This window comes from Rosistilla carotiformis, assembly GCF_007753095.1.
Classification (GTDB): Bacteria; Planctomycetota; Planctomycetia; order Pirellulales; family Pirellulaceae; genus Rosistilla; species Rosistilla carotiformis.
The window spans coordinates 1,502,411-1,521,835 of record NZ_CP036348.1; the positions used below are offsets into that span (position 1 = coordinate 1,502,411).

At 57.9% G+C, this 19,425-nt stretch carries 16 protein-coding genes; 10 read left to right on the plus strand and 6 right to left on the minus strand.

Going from position 1 to position 19,425, the window contains the following annotated elements; translation table 11 throughout:
• The first annotated feature begins 27 nt into the window (after nucleotides 1-27).
• From Poly24_RS05580 to Poly24_RS05590, 3 genes are all read left to right on the plus strand, one after another.
• A complete protein-coding gene (locus Poly24_RS05580) occupies nucleotides 28-1,260 on the plus strand; it encodes an amidohydrolase family protein (protein ID WP_145091670.1) in 1,233 nt (410 codons plus the stop codon).
• A 306-nt stretch (nucleotides 1,261-1,566) separates the two neighbouring features.
• On the plus strand, nucleotides 1,567-4,140 hold the full coding sequence (locus tag Poly24_RS05585; RefSeq protein ID WP_145091673.1) for a TolC family protein: 2,574 nt from the start codon (nucleotides 1,567-1,569) through the stop codon (nucleotides 4,138-4,140).
• A gap of 110 nt (nucleotides 4,141-4,250) precedes the next feature.
• On the plus strand, nucleotides 4,251-4,748 hold the full coding sequence (locus Poly24_RS05590) for an acetolactate synthase (RefSeq protein ID WP_145091677.1): 498 nt from the start codon (nucleotides 4,251-4,253) through the stop codon (nucleotides 4,746-4,748).
• Nucleotides 4,749-4,805: 57 nt separating this feature from the next.
• Here the strand turns inward: Poly24_RS05590 and Poly24_RS05595 are convergent, their stop codons facing one another.
• A complete protein-coding gene (locus Poly24_RS05595; protein ID WP_231753478.1) occupies nucleotides 4,806-6,374 on the minus strand; it encodes an S-layer protein in 1,569 nt (522 codons plus the stop codon).
• A 431-nt stretch (nucleotides 6,375-6,805) separates the two neighbouring features.
• On the opposite strand from Poly24_RS05595, the gene Poly24_RS05600 reads away from it, so the two are divergent.
• Nucleotides 6,806-7,618 (plus strand): hypothetical protein, encoded by an 813-nt coding sequence (locus Poly24_RS05600; RefSeq protein ID WP_145091680.1) that lies wholly within the window; start codon nucleotides 6,806-6,808, stop codon nucleotides 7,616-7,618.
• On the opposite strand, the gene Poly24_RS05605 is transcribed toward Poly24_RS05600, so the two are convergent.
• From Poly24_RS05605 to Poly24_RS05620, 4 genes are all read right to left on the minus strand, one after another.
• On the minus strand, nucleotides 7,611-8,654 hold the full coding sequence (locus Poly24_RS05605) for a DMT family transporter (protein WP_145091683.1): 1,044 nt from the start codon (nucleotides 8,652-8,654) through the stop codon (nucleotides 7,611-7,613). The genes Poly24_RS05600 and Poly24_RS05605 overlap by 8 nt on opposite strands.
• Complete coding sequence (locus tag Poly24_RS05610; RefSeq protein ID WP_145091686.1) at nucleotides 8,651-9,064, minus strand: 6-pyruvoyl trahydropterin synthase family protein; 414 nt, start codon at nucleotides 9,062-9,064, stop codon at nucleotides 8,651-8,653. Before Poly24_RS05610 ends, Poly24_RS05605 begins: the two co-directional genes overlap by 4 nt.
• 480 nt (nucleotides 9,065-9,544) lie before the next feature.
• Nucleotides 9,545-11,005, minus strand: a complete 1,461-nt coding sequence (locus tag Poly24_RS05615; protein ID WP_145091689.1) for a DUF1501 domain-containing protein — start codon at nucleotides 11,003-11,005, stop codon at nucleotides 9,545-9,547.
• Between the two features lie 104 nt (nucleotides 11,006-11,109).
• Complete coding sequence (locus tag Poly24_RS05620; protein WP_145091692.1) at nucleotides 11,110-13,617, minus strand: PSD1 and planctomycete cytochrome C domain-containing protein; 2,508 nt, start codon at nucleotides 13,615-13,617, stop codon at nucleotides 11,110-11,112.
• Nucleotides 13,618-13,979: 362 nt separating this feature from the next.
• Here Poly24_RS05620 and Poly24_RS05625 point away from each other — a divergent pair, with 362 nt between their 5' ends.
• The 5 genes from Poly24_RS05625 (at nucleotide 13,980) to Poly24_RS26890 (ending at nucleotide 17,513) form a co-directional block, all read left to right on the plus strand.
• Nucleotides 13,980-15,392, plus strand: coding sequence for an MFS transporter (locus tag Poly24_RS05625; protein ID WP_145091695.1), 1,413 nt, complete (start codon nucleotides 13,980-13,982; stop codon nucleotides 15,390-15,392).
• 45 nt (nucleotides 15,393-15,437) lie between these two features.
• On the plus strand, nucleotides 15,438-16,211 hold the full coding sequence (locus Poly24_RS05630) for a ThuA domain-containing protein (protein ID WP_145091698.1): 774 nt from the start codon (nucleotides 15,438-15,440) through the stop codon (nucleotides 16,209-16,211).
• Nucleotides 16,212-16,458: 247 nt separating this feature from the next.
• A complete protein-coding gene (locus Poly24_RS05635) occupies nucleotides 16,459-16,662 on the plus strand; it encodes a DUF4160 domain-containing protein (RefSeq protein WP_231753479.1) in 204 nt (67 codons plus the stop codon).
• Nucleotides 16,643-16,960 carry a DUF2442 domain-containing protein gene (locus Poly24_RS05640; protein WP_145091701.1) on the plus strand — a complete coding sequence of 106 codons (318 nt, stop codon included), beginning with the start codon at nucleotides 16,643-16,645 and terminating at the stop codon, nucleotides 16,958-16,960. Before Poly24_RS05635 ends, Poly24_RS05640 begins: the two co-directional genes overlap by 20 nt.
• 379 nt (nucleotides 16,961-17,339) lie before the next feature.
• Complete coding sequence (locus Poly24_RS26890; RefSeq protein WP_197452351.1) at nucleotides 17,340-17,513, plus strand: hypothetical protein; 174 nt, start codon at nucleotides 17,340-17,342, stop codon at nucleotides 17,511-17,513.
• 15 nt (nucleotides 17,514-17,528) lie between these two features.
• Here the strand turns inward: Poly24_RS26890 and Poly24_RS05645 are convergent, their stop codons facing one another.
• Nucleotides 17,529-18,110: a fasciclin domain-containing protein gene (locus Poly24_RS05645; RefSeq protein WP_231753480.1), complete on the minus strand. Its 582-nt coding sequence runs from the start codon at nucleotides 18,108-18,110 to the stop codon at nucleotides 17,529-17,531.
• 292 nt (nucleotides 18,111-18,402) lie between these two features.
• On the opposite strand from Poly24_RS05645, the gene Poly24_RS05650 reads away from it, so the two are divergent.
• Nucleotides 18,403-19,329, plus strand: a complete 927-nt coding sequence (locus Poly24_RS05650; protein WP_145091704.1) for an ABC transporter ATP-binding protein — start codon at nucleotides 18,403-18,405, stop codon at nucleotides 19,327-19,329.
• Nucleotides 19,330-19,425 lie beyond the last annotated feature (96 nt).

Genomic DNA, 19,425 nt, shown 5'->3' on the forward strand with positions numbered 1-19,425 from the left:
GCAATTCCTTTGAATCCGTGGATCACAATGTCTCTGGCTCGCATTCTATCACTTTGTTGCGCGATCGGCTTGACCACCGTTTGGTGGGGCGGCGCGGTCGATGCTCAACAACCTGCAACAACTTCCGAGAATACCGATGCGCCCTTGGAACCGCTTTTGATGCCGTTGGACGGCCGCGACGGTCGTGAGCTGTTGTTGCGTAACTTCCGTCCGCAAGCGAAGCTTCGCGTTCCCGAGAATCCGCGTGACGCAGCCAAGTTCCCCGTCGTCGATGTCCACACGCATCTCTCTTATCGTTTGAAGGATGATCCCGAGGCGCTCGACGCATTTGTCGAATTGATGGACCGCAACAACATCGCCGTCTGTTGCAGTCTCGACGGCCGCTTGGGCGATAAATTGCAGCAGCACATGCGTTATCTGTGGACCAAATATCGCGACCGCTTTGTGATCTATGCCAATATTGATTGGCAGGGGGCGGGGGATGCGGACGACCCGGCAACCTGGGCCTGCAATCAACCGGGGTTTGTCCGTCAGACCGTGATGCAGTTGGAAGCGGCAGCGGAACAGGGGATCAGCGGTCTGAAGATCTTTAAAGGGTTTGGGCTGGGATACCGCGGTGAGGATCGCGATCTGTTGGCGATCGACGACTTGCGGTGGGATCCGATCTGGGAAGCGTGCGGCCGACTGGGGCTGCCGATCATCATGCACGTCGCCGACCCGGCCGCCTTCTTCGATCCGATCGATCCGCAGAACGAGCGTTGGGAAGAACTCAGCCGTCATCCCGACTGGAGCTTCCACGGCGATGACTTCCCGTCGCGCGAGGCCTTGCTGGAGGCCAGAAACCGTGTGATTGAGCGGCATCCGAAAACGAAGTTTATCGGTGCCCACGTGGCGAACAATTCGGAGGATCTAGAGACCGTCGCGGCTTGGTTGGATCGCTATCCCAACCTGTCGGTCGAATTCGCTTCGCGGATTGGTGAACTGGGACGCCAGCCCTATTCAGCCCGCGACTTCATCATCAAATACGCCGATCGTGTGATGTTCGGAACCGATGGTCCTTGGCCCGAGACGCGGATCCGGCTGTACTGGCGGTTCCTGGAGACCCGCGACCAGTACTTCCCGTATTCGGAAAAAGAGTTTCCGCCCCAGGGGCTGTGGCAAATTTATGGCCTCTACCTACCCGACGACGTGCTTCGGAAAGTCTATTCAGAAAACGCAGCCCGACTGATTCCTGGTGTCCGGCAGCGACTCGGTTCGTAACGCACGCGAACTCGCCTCCCCGGACTTTGCTTCGCTTGTTCGACCCACCCCATCAGACTTCGTTTGGGGTAAGGGTGAAGTAGGGCCGGCACTTGTCGAGGGGGGACGATGCTGTATTGGCGTTGTGGATACGGGATTTGCTAGCGAGGTTTGCTCGCCCAAAGAGGTTCATATCCGCTAAAATCCGATTCATCCTCAGATCTTTCCTGACTGGCGCCGATCTATCCCGAGGGGAGCTGATCGCCGTTGCGCGGATCGGTTCACCGATTTTTGTTTGTGAGGGATTGGGCGGTTGGATGGAAGTGCATGGGCAGAAGTAGGTATTTCGCGACCGGTATGCTGATCGCTTGCCTAGCATTGTTGCTGGTGGGGTGTTCGCGGCGCTGGTATCGGCAACAGGCAGACGAAGATGCCAACTGTTTGATCCAGCAGAAAGGTGGCTACCTCGATGGAGGCAGCGTCTACGTACCGTCCGATTCACGCATGTTCGATCCGTTTTCGATCGATCGGTCGCCCATGCCGCCCGATGATCCCAACTCGCATCGGTACATGCACTGTGTCGATGGAATGCACGGTTGGAAACATTGGCATCGCAACGGCGACATCTCGTCGATCGAATCGCCTTATTGGCTCGCCTCGCTCCCCAAAGACGAGACCGGGAATGTCGTCCTGAATCTGCGTGATGCCGTTGGTGTGGCGCGGATCAATTCACGCGACTACCAACAAAACGTCGAGACGCTGTATCGTTCGGCGCTGAACGTCTCGTTCGAACGCTTCCGTTTCGACCATCAATTTTTCTCGGGCACACGCACGTTTGAAGAGTTCCGGGGAACTGACGTCGGCGCCAGCAGCGTGCTCACCCAAACTAGTTTCGGCAGTGTCCGCAAGCTGAGTGCGACCGGCGGCGAATTGGTCGTCGGATTTGCCAATTCGTTGGTCTGGGATTTTTGGGGTACCGATAGCGATCTATTCACTTCGACGATCGATTTTAGCCTGGTGCAGCCGTTGCTGCGGTTTGGTGGTCGCGCTCGCGTTTTAGAACAACTGACGCAAACCGAACGGAATCTGTTGGCCAACGTCCGACAGATGCAGCAATATCGGCAGGGCTTTTACGTCGATGTCGTCACCGGCCGCAACTCCGGTCCCGGACCAAGTTTGGCCACCAACGTCGGCCAAGCGGGGCTCGGTCTGATCGCGGGGGTCCCCAGCGGGCGGAGCGGTGCTGCCGATGCCGGCGGCTACATGGGACTGTTGCAGGACCAGCAACAGATCCGCAATCAAGCGACCAACATCACCGCGCTCCGCGATAGTTTGGCGCAATTGGAAGCGGCGTTTGAGGCGAACCGAATCAACAGCCGGTTGCAGGTCGATCAAGCGCGTCAGGCGTTGCTCAATGCACAAAGTTCGCTGTTGGCGGCCAAAGCAGCCTATCAAACACGCGTCGACAGCTTCAAAGTCGACCTCGGGTTGCCACCGACGCTGCCGGTCGAGATTCGCGATGAACTCTTGGATCGGTTTACTCTGATCGATCCGAAGTTGACGGAGCTGCAAGACGAAGTAGCGGACATTCTGTTGGAGATTCGCAGCGAACGCGAAAATCCAAGCGAGAAATCGCTGGAGGCGGCTCGCGGCAAAGTTGTTGCTTTGAACGCTGGAATCGAGCGTCAGCTGGAATCGGCGCTGGCTGATCTGGCGGCGCTGGAGAAACATTTGCCCGAACGTCGCAAGCAGCTGCGGCAGGTCAAAATGCAGATCGACGAATTGGATGCCGATGTCGATAGCCGAGTGTACGACGAGCAGGTGTTGATGAAACGGATTGCGTTTCTCAAAAAACGTTTGCCCACGATCGCAGGCGACCTGAATCAATTGCGTCAGGAGTACACGCAATCGCAGCAGCCGTTGGCATTGCGAGCAGCCGACGGGGGCGATCCCGAATCGCCAACGGAGCCAACGCTGCAGCAGCAATGGAAGACGTTGAACGATCGTGCGGGGCGTCTGTCGGACTTGTTGTTGGAACTATCGCTTGTTCACGCCGAGACGCGATTGCAGGGGATCACGTTGCTGCCGCTGGAGATCGAGCCGTTTGAAGCGCTCCGCTACGCGCGGACCAATCGTTTGGATTGGATGAACGCTCGAGCCAATTTGGTCGATGTGTGGCGGAAGATCGAATTCTTCGCCAACGCGCTGCAGAGCGATCTGGACGTGGTCGTCAGTGGCGAATTGGGGACCGACCCGGATAACATCGTGCAATTTACGCCCGATCGCAGTCGAGTCCGGTTTGGCGTTCAGTTTGATACGCCGACGGCGCGGTTGGTCGAACGAAATCAATACCGCGAGGCGCTGCTGAATTACCAGCAAGCCCGCCGGAACTACATGCTGTTCGAGGATCGCGTTTCGTTGAGCCTGCGGAATACGCTGCGGATCGCAGCGCTCAGCCGGATCAACTTGGAAGTCCGTCGGACAGCGGTCCAGGTGGCGATCGCCCAGGTCGATATCGCGCGGCTGAAGCTGAATCCTCCGCTGCGACCAAATCAACAGAGCACGACTTCTCCGACCGCTGCACGCGACTTGGTCTCCGCGTTGTCCGATCTGTTGGACGCGCAAAACGACTTCCTGAACGTATGGGTTAACTACGAAGTCCTCCGCGTCCTCTTGGACTTTGAAATGGGGACGATGCAATTGGATCCAACGGGTGTTTGGATCGATCCGGGGCCGATCGAAGACCCTACAGGGGCCGCACTGGCTGACGATACGACGTTATTGGAAAACGGAGACGTCGCGCCGGTCGTCGGTGGATTGCCCGAGCGGCTGCCGATGCCAGCGAATGCCCCCGCGAACCAAATCAATTCCGCCGAACCGCTTCGCGTCCCGGAGCCGTAGCTGGCGGATAAGACCGGGTTTGACCGTTGGCCGCCCGACAACGTAAACTGAGCGCTGGACTAGAGTTTGGGGCTCCCAAGTCACTTTTTGTAGAAAGCACAGGCCGCCGGATGAGCAGCATCGGAGAAGGAAACGCGATCGATTATCAAACCGCTCGCGGCCGCGATTATCCCGCAATTCGACAGTTCACCGTCTTCTTAGAGAACCGCGTCGGGCAGCTGTTAGAAGTCGTGCGTCGATTCGAAGGGACCGGTCTGCGAATCGTCGCCCTATCGATCAACGATGCCGCCGAATGCGCGTTTGTGCGATTTGTGGTCAGCCATCCCGAGCGGGCTCGCGAGATCTTGGAGCGGGCGGGTTTGTCGATCATCGAAACCGATCTGATCGGCGTCGAATTGCCCGACACATCGCAGCCGCTGCTGCACGTCTGCACGGCGCTACTGCAAGCGGAAGTGAACATCATTCAAGCGTATCCCTTGATCCCACGCCCCAACCAACGGGCTGCGGTGGCGCTGATGGTCGACAATATCGATCTTGGGATCGAAACGCTGCGAGCGAAGAATTTCCGCACGCTGCAAGAAAGCGATCTGCTGGGCGAAGAGGAGTGATCTGTTGGGCGAACGTTTCGCCGACATGAGATCGCGTTCCCTTCGCTTCGATGTGAACTAGTCGTTCCGCAAGCGATTCAACTTTGCCAGGATCACATCCCCGGCGTAACAGCCGCCTTCATAACAAAGTTCTTTGCCGCCACCGCCGCCGGCAAACTTGGGTTGGAACGCGCGATGGACGGGCCAACCGGGGCCATTGACCGATCCGGTGACGTAAAGGTTCCCGCGGTTGTCTAAAAAGCCGCAACGGCCGTAGTCGTAACTGGGGCCGCCAAGCAACGTGCTGAATTTCAGGCTGGCGAAATCGGCAGCGAGCACCACAACGATGGCGTCGTGAGATTTGCCCCGCTGTGTCTGTAAAGCGTTGGAGGTCAAGGGGAAATCATTGGAAGCGGTGTTGCCGGTCAGGAAGACATCCCCGCGGGCGTTTGCATAGATGCCGTCCGCTCCATCGTTGTCGCTGCCGCCCAGGTAGGTGCAACGTTGCAAAGCTCCCTCGGGGGAAAACTTTGCCACGACGATATCGCGTTGGTTGCCGCTAAGGTTCGGCTGCACGACGCCTGCGGTGACCGGGATGTCTTCACTGCGCGTGCTCGTCAGCAGGTAGGAATTCCCGAGGGCGTCGACCGCCAAATTGTGCGTGCTATTCCCTTCGTCGTCTCCCGCGCCACCAAAATATGTCCCCATCAATAACCGGGATCCGTCGGAACTGATTCGCGCGACGAAGGCATCGGTCTTCCCGTTGTGCGAACGATCGTGAGCGCCTGCGGTCGTTGGCAGATCAGTCGACTTGGTCGTGAAGTTCAGATAGACCTGCCGCTGCTGGTCGATGCGGATGCCACAGTTGGAGACTTCGTCAAGGGAACCACCCAACCAAGTTCCCCAAAGGATCGATCGGCCGTCGCTTGCGATCTTCAACGCGCCGATCTCTGAACCGCCGGCAGGTTTGGGTTGGAAGCCACCAGCGCACCAGGAATCTGGTGGCAGCGGGCCGCTGCCGGTGTAATGCAACGGGACATAAACATTGCCGTCGTCGTCGATCGATAGGTCGCGGCAGAGCGATCCGACGCCAACATAGGCAGCCCAGACGATCTCCGATCCGTCGGGGGCCAGTTTGGCGATGAAGCCGTTTTGCATCCCATAAATCCCATTGTCGGTTCCACGAAACTGGGTTTGGAACGCATTTTCACTGACGGGGAACCCTGGGCCTCCGCGTCCGCTAACGTAAACAAATCCTTCGGCGTCGACTTCCACGGCATAAGCGCGATCGTAGTTGGGGCCCCCCAACAACGTCGACCAGAGCAATTCTCCGTCGGCCGAAAATTTGCAGACGAACGCGTCGCAGTAACCTCCGCTGCCAACCCTCTTCCCCGTGGTGTCTTGCGATCGTTGCAGTGCATTTTCCGTTGTCGGAAAATCATCCGATTGCGTGCCACCGACGACATAGACATTTCCCGCTTCGTCCGCGAAGACGTCGCGGGCGTGTTCCCAATCGGAACCGCCAATGAATGTCGAAAATGCGATTTCGTACTCGTCGCCACTCGCGGTGCTCTTCCATTGGCTGCCAAGGATTACCAGCGCGATCGTCAGCGGAAAATGCAGGCTAAATTGAGTGAGGCGAATCATGGGGCTCAAAGAGTCGTGGGAGGGAAATCAGACGAATACTTCAACGTGAAGCGTGACCTGAACAATATACTCAGGAGCCGCCGAGGCTGCCGTACTCGTAAGATGTCGCGTTCGTTTTTCGCAACGAGGACGACCGATTGTTGCTTCGAAAGGAATGCCCGTTGATGCGACGCGAGCGAGTTCTTCTCGGCGGGATTGAGGAGCTTTCGGTCATCAAACCATTCTGGCTGCGATCGTGGGGAGTGTTGAAACGAGTCGCGGAACTCGAAGCGGTGAGGTGCCTATCATTGGTGCAGCCCGAATTTTCGGACTTCCGACAGGGGTTGCCTCCCCTGCACTGCCTGAAATCCGCAATGCGTCGCCGTGCGGTGAGCTACCTATTGAGTGTCGCCGAGTCTCTTCAACACTTCGCGCTCCACGAGCAAAAAACGATGAACACGACACCCCACATGCCCTCTGCCAACCGACGCGGCGGAATTCGAAAGCTGTTTTTGTGCGGTTGCCTGCTGCCGATGTTGCTGTTGGGGATTGGCGTAGTCGGGGCTGCGGGCTATGGCTGGTACTTCCTCACCGGGAAGGTCGTCGAATATACAGAGACCGAACCACGGTCGGTCCCCACGGTTGCCTATACCGATGACGAGGCGAACGAGATTGCCCAGCGAGCGAACGAGTTTTTTCAACGCGTTCAAATCGGAAATGCCGACGAACAGTTTGTCCTTTCGACACGCGATTTGAATGTTCTTTTGAACAGTCAGCCCGGTTTGAAGGATCGCGTTTTTGTGACCCTGCAAAACGGCCGGTTGCGTGCGGATTTAAGTATCCCAACCGATCGGATGCCCGGTGGATCGGGGCGTTTTCTCAATGCGTCGGGTGAGCTTGCGTTGGCGTTAGACGATACAACGGTGTCGTTGAGTGTGATCGAGGCAGAGGTCAAAGGGGAGCCGGTCGACGAATCACTGCTGTCCCAGTTGCGCGATCTAAAACTGTCGACCGAAGAGATCCAAGACCCTCGCTTTGCGGCTCTGGTGGGAATGTTCCAAAAGGTCACGATCCTCGACGATCGACTGGTGGTCCAGCCACGGCCGACTGCCGACGGACTCGCGGGGGGGGGAGTCGCCCATGTGAAGTTCAGCGAACCGCCCGTCACGAAAGCCGCGACTCCTGAACCGTCTAAGAAACCCTCGCTGCCCGAGATTCAAATCCCTGGGTTTGGCAAGGTGAAGTACAACGAATTTGCTAAGTAGGTTCGTCGCTTTCCGAGACGAGCGGTTTGGTCCGGGGCGTCTTCCGCTTGCCTAAGACCATCAGCCCGATGATCGTCAACGAGACGCCGATCACCATCGATTGCGTGATCCGTTCGTGAAAGATCAGCACGCCAGCGATCGCCGCCATCGCGACCTGGGTCACGTTTAACAGGTTCACCACGACGACCGAAACGACCTGCAACGCAACGGTCAGCAGGAAGAAGGCGATCAGGTTGAATAGCCCGGCGGCTAACATCACCAACCACTGGTTTGCCGTCGTCGCCGCCAATCCCTCCGGGCCAACTCGCATCAGCGCGATCGTCGATAGCCCGAACGTGCCGATCAGCCCGCTGACAAACATCGTCGTCGCGACCGCCATCCCGCTCAACAGACTGCGGCGGACCATCGTTCCCAGGAACGAAAACGCGAGCCCCGAGATCGAGACGGCGATCACGCCGCTGGCGATCTGCAGCGGTGTCAGGTCGTCGCGGACCGCGCTGCGACCGCTACCCAATGAGAGGATCGCGGTCGCTAGGATCAGGACCACGATCGCGATCACCGATCGTGTCGTGACCCGTTCTCCAAGAAAGATCCGCCCAAAGATCGCCCCTCCGATCACCATCGTCCCCAAGGTGATCGGCACCGCCAGCGCCAGGCCGACGATGCTCAACGAATACTGGAACGAACAGTTGCCGACAAATTGACCGACCAGGCAGCCGGCGATCAGGTACCCGATCGCCGATCGCTGCGGAGCCAAAACGACGCCGCGGTTCCACAGCAAGAAAACGCCCGGCGCCATCCCAACCATCGTCGGAACCGCTTTGGCTGCCGTCACCAAGATCGGGTCCAGGTCGCTCGCCTGCCGCAGCGCGATGTTGGCCAACGTGTAACCGACAGCCGCCAACAGGCAATAGATCACGCCGACAGTGTAAGAGATCGGAGCCGCGATCGGTTGAGGTGGGATGGCGTTGGCTGCTGCGACGGTCGCCTCCGACGTCTCCAACGGTTGCGATAACGTTTCGTTTGTTGAACTCACCCTCGCGTCACTTCCGAACAGCTCTCCTCGGATTCCCAGATCACGACTTTGCTGGCATGCGTTCCGGTGTCATGCAGCAGTTCGGGACTGACGACTTCCAGCAGATAGCGGGCCATGTTTTCGGAGGTCGGATTGTAGGGCAATTCAAAGACGCGGCAGGGTTCGACCATGCGGATCGCCCGCAGGCCGTTGGTGTCTTGATCCCAGAGCACAAAGGCGTGGTCCCAGTTCTCGTCGATCCAGCCTTTGAACTTTCGCTTCAGCACGCCGAAGTCGATGATCCGCCCGACATCGTCTTGGACTTCGCCGGTCACATAGAATTCAGCGACGTAGTTGTGCCCGTGGAAATGGACGCACTTGCCGTCGTGTCCAACCAACCGATGACCTGCACAGAAACGAATACGACGCATCACGGTCAGACCCATAGCGATCACAATCTCCCACGAACCAAAGAACGAAGCACCTCCCCAAAGTTCTATCCTAAGCCGCAGCGTCAGCTTTGGACAAACGGGGGTCGCGAAAATTCAGTGCGATGGAAGTGCTTGTGCGCAGGAGACCGCCGCAATCATCCGATGTCGTTTCATCACGTCCCCATCGGGCCGCTTTTATTAAGGTTCAGCGATGATCGCTCGCTGTCGCGAAGGGGACGGTTGCGATTTGTGCCGTGAGCGACGCGCGGGGCGTTGCCCACGCGGTTAACGCAATACCGTTCAATGAAGCGTAGTGGACGAGGTTACGAGTCCTTTTGCATCAGGCCCAATCGCGGGGACTCGTAACCTCGTCCACTACATCCCGCGGCTAATTCTTTCGACGGTCCGAGGCTCCTTCGTTGAACGGTATTGCGGTTAAACAAGAACGGTGAGTGGCCGCAATGGTTGGTGCGGCCTGGGTTAGGCTAGCACTTGATGGATCGGTTCGGCTCCTTCGACACCGACTAGTTTTTGATCCAGCCCGCCGAAGAAGTAGGTCAGGTGGTTGGGATCGAATCCCAATCGGTCGAGGATCGTGGCGTGCAGGTTCTTGACGTGGTAGCGGTTTTCGACAGCGGCGGATCCCAGTTCGTCGGTCTTGCCGACGCTGACGCCCCCCTTGATCCCGCCGCCAGCCATCCACATCGTGAAGCCGTAGGCATTGTGATCCCGGCCGGTTCCCTTCTCGTATTCGGCGGTCGGTTGGCGGCCGAATTCGCCCCCCCAGACGACCAGCGTCGAATCGAGCATCCCGCGCTGCTTGAGGTCCTTCAGCAGTGCGGCGATCGGTTTGTCGGTCTCCGCCGCGTGCAGGTTGTGGTTGACGGCGATGTCGTTGTGAGCATCCCAGTTGTCGTCGTTGTGAGCGCCGCCGCTGTAGATCTGCACGCAGCGGACGCCCCGTTCGACCAGCCGCCGCGCCATCAGACACTGCTTGCCGAAGGTCTTCGACTTTTCATCGTTCATCCCGTAATCGTCGATCGTTCGAGCGTCTTCCTTCGAGAGGTCGACGGCGTCGGGAGCCGCGGCTTGCATCTGATAAGCCAGTTCGTAACTGCTGATCCTTGCCGCCAAATCGGTATTTTCGATCCGCGCCGCCTGATGCTGTTCGTTGTACTTCCGCATCGTGTCCAACAGATCGCGTTGCAACGTGTCGGTCATGCCAGCTTGCGGTTTCAGGTTCAGGATCGGCGATCCGTTGCTCTTCATGACCGTCGCTTGGTAGTGAGCCGGCATGAAACCGCTGCTCCAGTTCTTCGCGCCGCTGATCGGTCCGCCTCGCGGGTCCAACATGACGACAAACCCGGGCAGGTTTTGGTTGACGGTTCCCAGGCCGTAATTGACCCACGATCCCAGGCAGGGGCTGCCGCTGAGGATCCGGCCGCTGTTCATCTGGAGCATCGCCGAACCGTGGATCGGCGAATCGGCGGTCATCGAATGGATGAACGCGATGTCGTCGACGCAGGTTCCCAAGTTGGGAAACAGATCGCTGACCCACTTGCCACACTCGCCGTACTGCTTGAAGTCCCAACGCGGTTCGACGATCCGTCCCTTGTTCTTATGTCCGCCGCGCCCAAACGTTTTGACCTCGATCGACTTGTTGTCCATCCCTTTCATCGCTGGTTTGTAATCAAACGTATCGATGTGGCTGGGGCCGCCATACATGTACAGGAAGATCACCGACTTGGCTTTCGCAGGCAGCGGCGGTTGCTTGGGGGCGAGCGGATTTTCCCAAGCGGTCTTGCCGTCGGCAGCGACCGTTTGCGTTCCCAGGAACGAGTCGCCAAGCATCGTGGCCAATGCGGTTCCGGTGAAGCCGCAGCCCATTTCCCATAGAGCTTGACGGCGAGTGCGACGGCAGAATTCGTTGTTGGTTGTCATCGGATAGAGCCTGTTAGCAGGTGGAGCGTGAAAGTGGTTTCCGCGTCGAGGGACCATGCTTCGGTGGAGGCATCGCGGAAGATTCGTCAGCAGTCAAACGCGTGTCAGTCCAGATAGATAAACTCGTTCAAATTCAAGGCGACCAAACAGAACAGTTCCAAGCCGCGGCGTTGGTCGACCTGGTGTTCGGATCGCAGACGTTGCATCAGTTCGACGCCCCAGGCGATCTCTTGTTCGCTGGCGTCGCGTTGCAGCACGCGTCGCAGCGCCACCGCGACGCGATCGGCAGCGTCTCCCGCGGGAGCTTCACGCTCTGCCAGATCGGCGAGGTCGGACGATTGTTGCACCAGGTAGTCGCTGTTAAACATTCCCAACGCTTGCGTCGGTTGGATCGTTGCAAAACGGACGGGGCAGGTGAAATCGGTATCGGCGGCGTCGAAGTTCATCAGCAACGGAACGCCGAGGGAGCGTTTGATGTGAATGTAAACGCTGCGTCGGGCGCGTTCGGCGTCGCTGCTTTTGCCCCAACCGGCTCCCGGTCGCGACTGACCTGCCAGGACCTCCGCTTCGATGATCGGGTAGATGCTGGGACCGCCTTTGCTGAGGTTCAACTTGCCGGTCGCGGCGAGCATCGAGTCGCGGATCTCTTCGGCGCTCAACCGCCGCGATTCGAATCGCCAGAAGTAATCGTTGGTCGGATCGGCGGCAAACGCTTCGTCGCGACTGTCCGATGTCATCCGGTAGGCACTGCTGGTGACAAGCATCCGGTGCAGCGGTTTCAGATGCCAATCGGCGCGAATCAATTCGCTGGCCAGATAGTCGAGCAACAGCGGATGGGTTGGGGGAGCCCCTTGGAAACCGAAGTCGTTGGGAGTGCGGACGATCCCGCGACCGAAGTGGTATTGCCACAACCGGTTGGCCAGCACGCGAGCGGTCATCGGATTGCTGTCGCTGACCAACCAATCGGCCAGCACGATTCGGCGTCCCGAGGTTTCAGGATTCGGACTGGCAGGAATCTCGGGCGTTTGGCCACCCAAAATTTCGGGGAAGCCCGGTTCTACCGGATCGGCCGGCGCGTGCGGATTGCCGCGCGTCAGCACAAACGTCGGGCGAGCTTGCGAACCGATCTCGGTCACGCACAACGCCATTCCCACCTCGGCTGGTTTGTTCCGCTCGATTTCGGTCAACCGCTTCCGAGCGGCGACGTATTGGTCATATTTCGCTCGGTCGATCAGCTTGCCAACCCGTTTGCCCACGATCGCTTCGCGGTTCATTTGGTAAGCGAAGTCCTCTTTCTCGACAGGTTGGAAATCGGGCTGGACCTGTTTCTCGATCTCGCGAATCGTCTTTTCCAACTCGCGGCGTTCGTTCTCGTAACGCTTCTTCGCCTCGGTATATTGACGCCCCTGGCTGGGCGGAACCATTGGACGCAGCGAGTTCTGGCGGACCGAATCGCCGCTGCGAACGCCCAGCCGATTCAGGCCGGAGAAGAAGGAGAGCATCCGGTAATAATCGGCGTGCGGGATCGGATCGATCTTGTGTTCGTGGCAGCGAGCGCAATGGACGGTCAGCCCCAGGAAGACCTGGCTGGTCGTCCCGACGATGTCATCCATGTCGTCGTAAAACGCAAGCTCTTTGTCGGCTGGTTCGTCATCCCAGATCCCAAGCCGATGGTAACCGGTCGCGACCAACCGCTCCGGCTTAAATTCCATCTCGTCGCCGGCGATCTGTTCGCGCGTAAAATCGTCGAACGGTTTGTCGGCGTTCAGCGAATCGATCACGTAGTCGCGGAAACGCCAGACCTCGGGTTTGGCGTCGTCCCGTTCGTAGCTGTTCGTTTCGGCATAGCGAACCAGATCCATCCAGTGCCGCCCCCAACGCTCGCCGTATTCGGGCGAAGCGAGCAAGTTGTCAACGATCTTCTGATAAGCGAGATCGCTCGGGTCGGCTTCGAATTCTTGGATCGCTTCGATGCTTGGCGGCAGTCCGGTCAGGTCGTAATAGACGCGGCGCAGCAGACCGCGCGGCGAGATCTCGCCGTTGGGCTGCAGTCCATTTTCAGCCAAACGATTCAAGATGAAGCGATCGGTCGGCGTCCGCGCCCAGCCCGCGTCATCGGTCGCTGGAACCGGCGGATTTTGGATCGGTTGGAAGGACCAAAACTTGCGGTCCTCGTCGGTGACGCGCGAGCCGGGAGATTCGTGAACCGGGGCGTCGTCGTCGCCGATCATGTCGGCTGGATAGGGCGAACCCATCGCAACCCAACGGGCGATCAACGCGATCGTCTCATCGGGCAACTTGCCCGACGGCGGCATCTCGTACGATTCGAAGCGAACCGCTTCCAGCAGGATGCTCTGCTCGGGAGCGTCCATGTCGATCCCCGAACCGCTGTCGCCGCCGCGGACCAGAGCCGAACGGGAATCGAGTTTCAGCCCACCTTTTTCCTTATCGCCGCCGTGACACTTGAAGCAATGTTCCTCGAGGACGGGCAGGATCGAGTCATTGAAGAACGCGACCTGCTCGGCACCGGGGGCTGCAGCGTCGTCGGCTAGCAGTCCAGTCGGCGTGACAATCAGTCGTAGAGCGATGACGTAAAAACACAGTCTGTTCATGATATGCTCGGTTTTCGCAAAGCGGTGGGCATGTCAGCGTTGACGCTGTGGCACAGGGTGGGTGTTCGGCATTATAGTGCACCGGCGATGAATTTAAAAGTTTCTTGCTCGGGAATCGGGATCGAATTCGCGCCGAGAGTCGCTCGCCATCGCGGCCCACGTTTTTGGGGGGCCTGTGTTGATTGAGGTTCATTATACGAGCGATCTGCGGGGGCGGTGAATGATTGCATTGCGGGGGTGCCCGTGACGCGGCGGTGGACTAGAATCGGCACTTCCCAAGATTTGCAACGCTGCGATTTTGCAGCGATTCGCCTCTCCTACCCTCTCCTTCCGAGATCCTGCACAACGGAGTTCGTGTCACGATGAGCACTGCCGCCCCCACGTCCCAGTCGAACATGACGACGCGATTGTCGATCATGATGTTCCTCCAGTTTTTCGCCTGGGGTGCATGGTTTGCAACGCTGGCCCTGGCCTTGGGGAGTAACGGATTGGCGGAATTCACCGGCGGTGCTTACGAAAGCGCTCCGATCGCGGCGATCTTCGCTCCTTTATTCCTGGGGCTGATCGCCGACCGATTCTTCGCTTCCGAAAGAGTGATGGGAGTCCTGTTGCTGATCGGCGGCGGAATCATGTGCATGCTCCCTTCGATCGCGGCGAAGGGAGATGGCACGTTGATGGTCCGTTTGATGATCGCTTATATGTGTTGCTACATGCCGACGCTGGGGCTCAGTAACACGATCGCTTTCACTCACATTCCCGACCAAAACCACTTCCCCAAGATTCGTGTCTGGGGAACGATCGGTTGGATCGTTGCCGGGCTGACGCTTGGATTCGCGGGATGGTCCGATTCGTTGAACATCTTCTGGTTGGGAGCGATCAGCAGCATTTTGCTAGGCCTGTACAGCTTCACCCTGCCCCACACGCCACCGCCCGCGAAGGACAAGCCGTTGGACTTCCGATCGCTGTTGATGCTGGATGCCTTTGGGATGATGAAGAGTCCTGGGTTTCTGGTGTTTGCGATCTGTTCGATGCTGATCTGCATCCCGTTGGGTTATTATTACGGTCAGACCTCCGCTTACCTGGGGGCCGCCGGCTTTACCGAACCGGGTTCGACGATGACGCTGGGACAGATGTCGGAGATCTTCTTTATGATCTTGATCCCGTTCTTCTTCCGTAAGTTGGGCGTCAAGTTGATGCTGATGATCGGTATGGCCAGCTGGGTGCTGCGTTATCTGTTGTTCGCGATGGGAGCTCCCGATCAAGTCACCTGGATGTTGCTGTTGGGCGTTGCGCTACACGGTATCTGTTACGACTTCTTCTTCGTTACAGGATTCATGTACACCGACAACAAAGCGCCACGCGAGATCCGCGGCCAGGCGCAAAGCTTGCTCGTTTTCTTGACGCAGGGATTGGGGCTGTTCTTCGGTTTCCGCTTTGCGTTTGGCGCCAACTTCCCCTTCACCAACATTCCGTTGCCAACACGGATCGGTGAATATGGCGCCGCACCGGGGCCGGAGCTTGCCGAACAGATCTCCGCGCTTCGCGCCGACGCAGCGACGCCAACCTTCCTGGAGAGCCTGATGAACATGTTTAACAAGGGCTATCCGGAGGGATTGGACACGGCAGCCTATGTCGTTCCCGCGATGCAGGATTGGAAAAACTATTGGATCTTTCCGGCGATTTTGGCCTCGGCTGTCTTCGTGTTGTTTACCGTAGGCTTTTGGGATCGAATGACCCCCGCAGCCGAAGAGGAAGCGACGACGGAAGAGGCGTAATTCCGTCGCCGGCCGCGCGACAACCCACTGCTATTCTGGAGACCGATGACGATGTTGAATCGAGCGAACCTATTCTGTCTGGCTGTCAGTTTCACTCTGGCCAGCCTTGGCGGTCTGCGAGCCGACGACGCGAAGTCGGCGGCGGCGCGTTCGATCAACGTCTTGTTGGTCACCGGCGGTTGTTGCCACGATTACGACTTTCAAGCCAAAGCGATCCAATTGGCTGCGGCCGAGCGGGGGCTGAAGGTTCAGTGGACGGTGGTTAACGACGGCGGCACCGGCACGACGGCAGAGATCGATCTCTACAAGAACGTCGATTGGTCGCAGGGCTTTGACGTGGTGATTCACAACGAATGTTTCGCCAACACGACCGATCCCGATTACATCCGCAGCATCACCGACCCGCACAAAGCGGGAGTCAACGCGGTGGTGATCCATTGTGCAATACACACCTACCGGGCGGCCGATGTCGACGACTGGCGGGAGTTTCTTGGAGTGACCAGCCGCAAGCACGAACACAAAAGCAACTACCCGGTCAAGGTCGTTAAGCCCGACCATCCGATCATGGCTGGTTTTCCCAGCGATTACAAAAGCGAGACCGACGAGCTGTATGTGATCGAAAAAATTTGGCCCGGGACAACGATCCTCGCCACATCGACAAGCGAAAAGACGGGCAAGGAGCACGGCGTTTATTGGACCAACCAATACGGCAAAGCTCGCGTCTTCGGGACCACCTACGGCCATTCCAACGAGACCTTTGGCGATCCCGTTTTTCTGGACACGTTGATCAAAGGTCTCGCTTGGGCGGCGGGTCAGTAGTGCTATCAGTCGCAGGCCGACTCTAAGGTTCGTAAGCCACGGCAAATCCGTGTTTCAATGTGAGGTAGCGGTCGGCACGCAATATCGTCCGGTTGTCTGCGGGAACCGGACGTGATCGCGTGCCCGTTCATTCGCCCCACACAAACTCTTGCTAGCCCTGGATCGCAATCGCGTTTGCGTTGCCGCAGATGGAGCGGAGACGTATGATGGAGTGATTCCTACAGTCTTGCGCAACGGGCCGTACCGATTGTTTTTCTATGCAGGTGATCGAGATGAGCCTGCACACGTTCACGTCGAACGAGATGACTGTGAAGCGAAATTTTGGCTTGATCCTGTGCGGCTTGCGAGAAGTCATGGCTTTGCCCCTCGCGAAGTGAACAAGCTTGAGAAACTGATCGCTGATAATCAACAAGCACTTCTGGATAGCTGGGATGAATACTTCAACGGTTGAAACTCAAAGTCCGTCGGCCACCTCTGCCACGGTTAGCGACGAAATCTTGTTGGTGCAGTTGTCCGACGGACGTGCGATCTCGGTTCCTCTTGCTTGGTACCCACGACTCGTCCATGGGACGATCGCCGAACGCAATCGCTGGCGGTTGGTCGGCAACGGTCGAGGGATTCATTGGCCCGATCTCGATGAAGATATCAGCGTCGACAATCTTCTCTCGGGTAAACCTTCCGGTGAAAGCCAAGGTTCATTGAAGCGTTGGCTTGAAATGAGAAGTCAGGGGAAGAACGGCAATAACTAATCGCGCTATTGGGGGAGAGGACGTTTGCTGCCAAACCTGCTTTGCCCGCAAGGCTTGCCCGCATGTTCTGCCGTTGAAATTACGGCATATCGAGGCTGCCGAGCACGTGGAAGCTCCTCTTTCCTCGTCGCAATCGCGTTTGCGATGACACCTTATATGGATAGTTAGGGGCGGCTTCGTGGAGCTGGCATCCGCTGGGTGGATGTTCGCTTGGGCATAGATAGAGTCGCACTTCGGCCATCAGCGAGAGACCCTGATAGATCCGTGATTCTCCGGTATCGGTTGTCGTGATGACCGGGCTGATTCGGTCCGTTCCTACGATTTGATCGTCAGCGGTCGCAAGGTTTGGCAGCGCCAAAAATTGGGAACTGGTCTTTACGTGATTATTGAAGATGCTGGGTTTGACCAAACGCTTCAACCGGAAACGGCCAAATTCATGCAGCAGGGCGAATCGGCCCGAAAGGGCGATCGGTTCATTCCAGCTTCGGGTATTGACGATAAAAAAGCCTTGCTGCCAGAAGGTTGGCAGCAAGGCTCTGCGGCGTTTGCTTAGCCTCTGAGTCCCGCCTTATGGCAGCAGGACGCTGTCGATCACGTGGATGACTCCATTGCTGGTCACGATGTCGGTGGCGATGACCTTCGATTGGTCGATCATCACGGTGTTCCCTTCGACGGTCACCGAGACCTCTTTACCGTTGACTGTCTTGGCCGATTTCACGCCCACCACGTCGGCTGCCATCACCTTGCCGGGGACGACATGGTAGGTCAGGATCGCTGTGAGTTTGGCTTTATTCTCGGGCTTCAGCAGGTCGGCGATCGTGCCTTGTGGCAGTTTCGCGAACGCTTCATCGTTGGGAGCGAAGACGGTGAATGGCTCGTCCCCTTTTAATGTTTCGACCAAACCGGCTGCTTTCACTGCGGCGACAAGTGTCGAGAACTTCTTCGCGGAGACGGCCGTGTCGACGATATCTTTTGTATCCGTTGCTGCCGCTGCCGGTGCGGCGACTGGTGTGTGTGCGACGAGCCGCTGGGCGGGGCCGACGTGAATCACGGTTCCCGAGCAGACGACCTGTTGTTTGCGGCAGTTGTCTCCGGCGTAGGTCATCGTGGTCATTGCGATCATGGTTGCACAGGTGATCAAAGTTCTCATCGTTCATTCTCCAGAATGGGCGTTTTATAACAGTGTGTGGACGGTAGGGTTTGCAGCTGCTGTCTGCCTCTCGTTGTAGAAGCCCGGATTTCAATGACCACAAAATCGTTTCGCGATTTTCGCAGAATCCCCTGCTCCAGCTGCTTCGTCGACATGCTTTGAATTGAGGTATCGGCCGATGCATCGCCCTGATTGCCGTGGGCCCCGAAAAGTTTGCCGACGACATTCGGGGACGATTTGCGATAGAATCGAGGGTGCATCTGGGATGATTGGATCGAGGCAGGATATCGCGATGATTGAACTCAACGGCTTTGGCAAAGACTACGGCGACTTCACCGCCGTCGACTGCATCGACATGAAAATCGAGGCGGGGGAGGTGTTTGGGTTTATCGGTCCCAATGGCGCTGGCAAAAGCACGTCGATCCGCTTCCTGGCCACTCTGCTGAAAGCGTCGCGCGGCGATGGAACGGTCGCCGGGCACAGCGTCTCGCGCGATCCAATGGCGGTCCGCCGCGTGGTCGGTTACATGCCCGATAACTTCGGTGTCTACGACGGGATGCGAGTCTGGGAGTTTCTGGACTTCTTCGCTGTCGCCTACCAGATTCGCAAAGAAGCGCGGAAGCGGATCATTTCGGAGGTCCTGGAACTGTTGGACCTGTCGCACAAGCGGGACGATTTCGTCAACGGGCTCTCCCGCGGCATGAAACAACGGCTGTGCCTCGCCAAGACGCTTGTCCACGACCCGCCGGTTTTGATCCTCGACGAACCGGCGAGCGGTCTGGATCCGCGGGCCCGCGTCGAAGTCAAAGCGTTATTAAAAGAGCTGCGGCGGATGGGGAAAACGATTCTGATCAGCAGCCACATTTTGACCGAACTCGCCGATTGCTGCACTTCGATTGGGATCATCGAACGGGGCAAGATCCTGATGCACGGGCCGATCGATTCGGTCTACCGGCAACTGCGTCGCAATCGTGTCTTGGAGGTCAGCTTCCTCGAAAACCAAGATGCGGGGCTGTCGATCTTGCGGAGCAGCGAAGCGCTGCGGTCGTTGGACGTGATCGGCGACAAAGCGACAGCGGAAATGGAGACCGACGACGAGGGGATGGCTCAATTGTTGGAACGGATGCTGGCCGAAGGGGTCCGCGTGCGGAAGTTCAACGACAAAGATCCGACGCTCGAAGACGTCTTTATGACCGTCACCAAGGGCCTGGTTTCCTAATAGCCGTTTGGTCCCCTTTTCGCTCTGCGAAGGTACGTTGGACGTCCGCTCGTTGGCGTTACGAAAGGCGATCAACCCGATCTGCTCAATTTCATG

Bases quoted from the DNA above. Each gene is read 5' to 3' on its own strand.
- Poly24_RS05580 (WP_145091670.1), top strand. From the start codon at position 28: ATGTCTCTGGCTCGCATTCTATCACTTTGTTGCGCGATCGGCTTGACC.
- Poly24_RS05585 (WP_145091673.1), top strand. From the start codon at position 1,567: ATGGGCAGAAGTAGGTATTTCGCGACCGGTATGCTGATCGCTTGCCTA.
- Poly24_RS05590 (WP_145091677.1), top strand. From the start codon at position 4,251: ATGAGCAGCATCGGAGAAGGAAACGCGATCGATTATCAAACCGCTCGC.
- Poly24_RS05595 (WP_231753478.1), bottom strand. From the start codon at position 6,374: ATGATTCGCCTCACTCAATTTAGCCTGCATTTTCCGCTGACGATCGCG.
- Poly24_RS05600 (WP_145091680.1), top strand. From the start codon at position 6,806: ATGAACACGACACCCCACATGCCCTCTGCCAACCGACGCGGCGGAATT.
- Poly24_RS05610 (WP_145091686.1), bottom strand. From the start codon at position 9,064: ATGCGTCGTATTCGTTTCTGTGCAGGTCATCGGTTGGTTGGACACGAC.
- Poly24_RS05615 (WP_145091689.1), bottom strand. From the start codon at position 11,005: ATGACAACCAACAACGAATTCTGCCGTCGCACTCGCCGTCAAGCTCTA.
- Poly24_RS05620 (WP_145091692.1), bottom strand. From the start codon at position 13,617: ATGAACAGACTGTGTTTTTACGTCATCGCTCTACGACTGATTGTCACG.
- Poly24_RS05625 (WP_145091695.1), top strand. From the start codon at position 13,980: ATGAGCACTGCCGCCCCCACGTCCCAGTCGAACATGACGACGCGATTG.
- Poly24_RS05630 (WP_145091698.1), top strand. From the start codon at position 15,438: ATGACGATGTTGAATCGAGCGAACCTATTCTGTCTGGCTGTCAGTTTC.
- Poly24_RS05640 (WP_145091701.1), top strand. From the start codon at position 16,643: ATGAATACTTCAACGGTTGAAACTCAAAGTCCGTCGGCCACCTCTGCC.
- Poly24_RS05645 (WP_231753480.1), bottom strand. From the start codon at position 18,110: ATGAGAACTTTGATCACCTGTGCAACCATGATCGCAATGACCACGATG.
- Poly24_RS05650 (WP_145091704.1), top strand. From the start codon at position 18,403: ATGATTGAACTCAACGGCTTTGGCAAAGACTACGGCGACTTCACCGCC.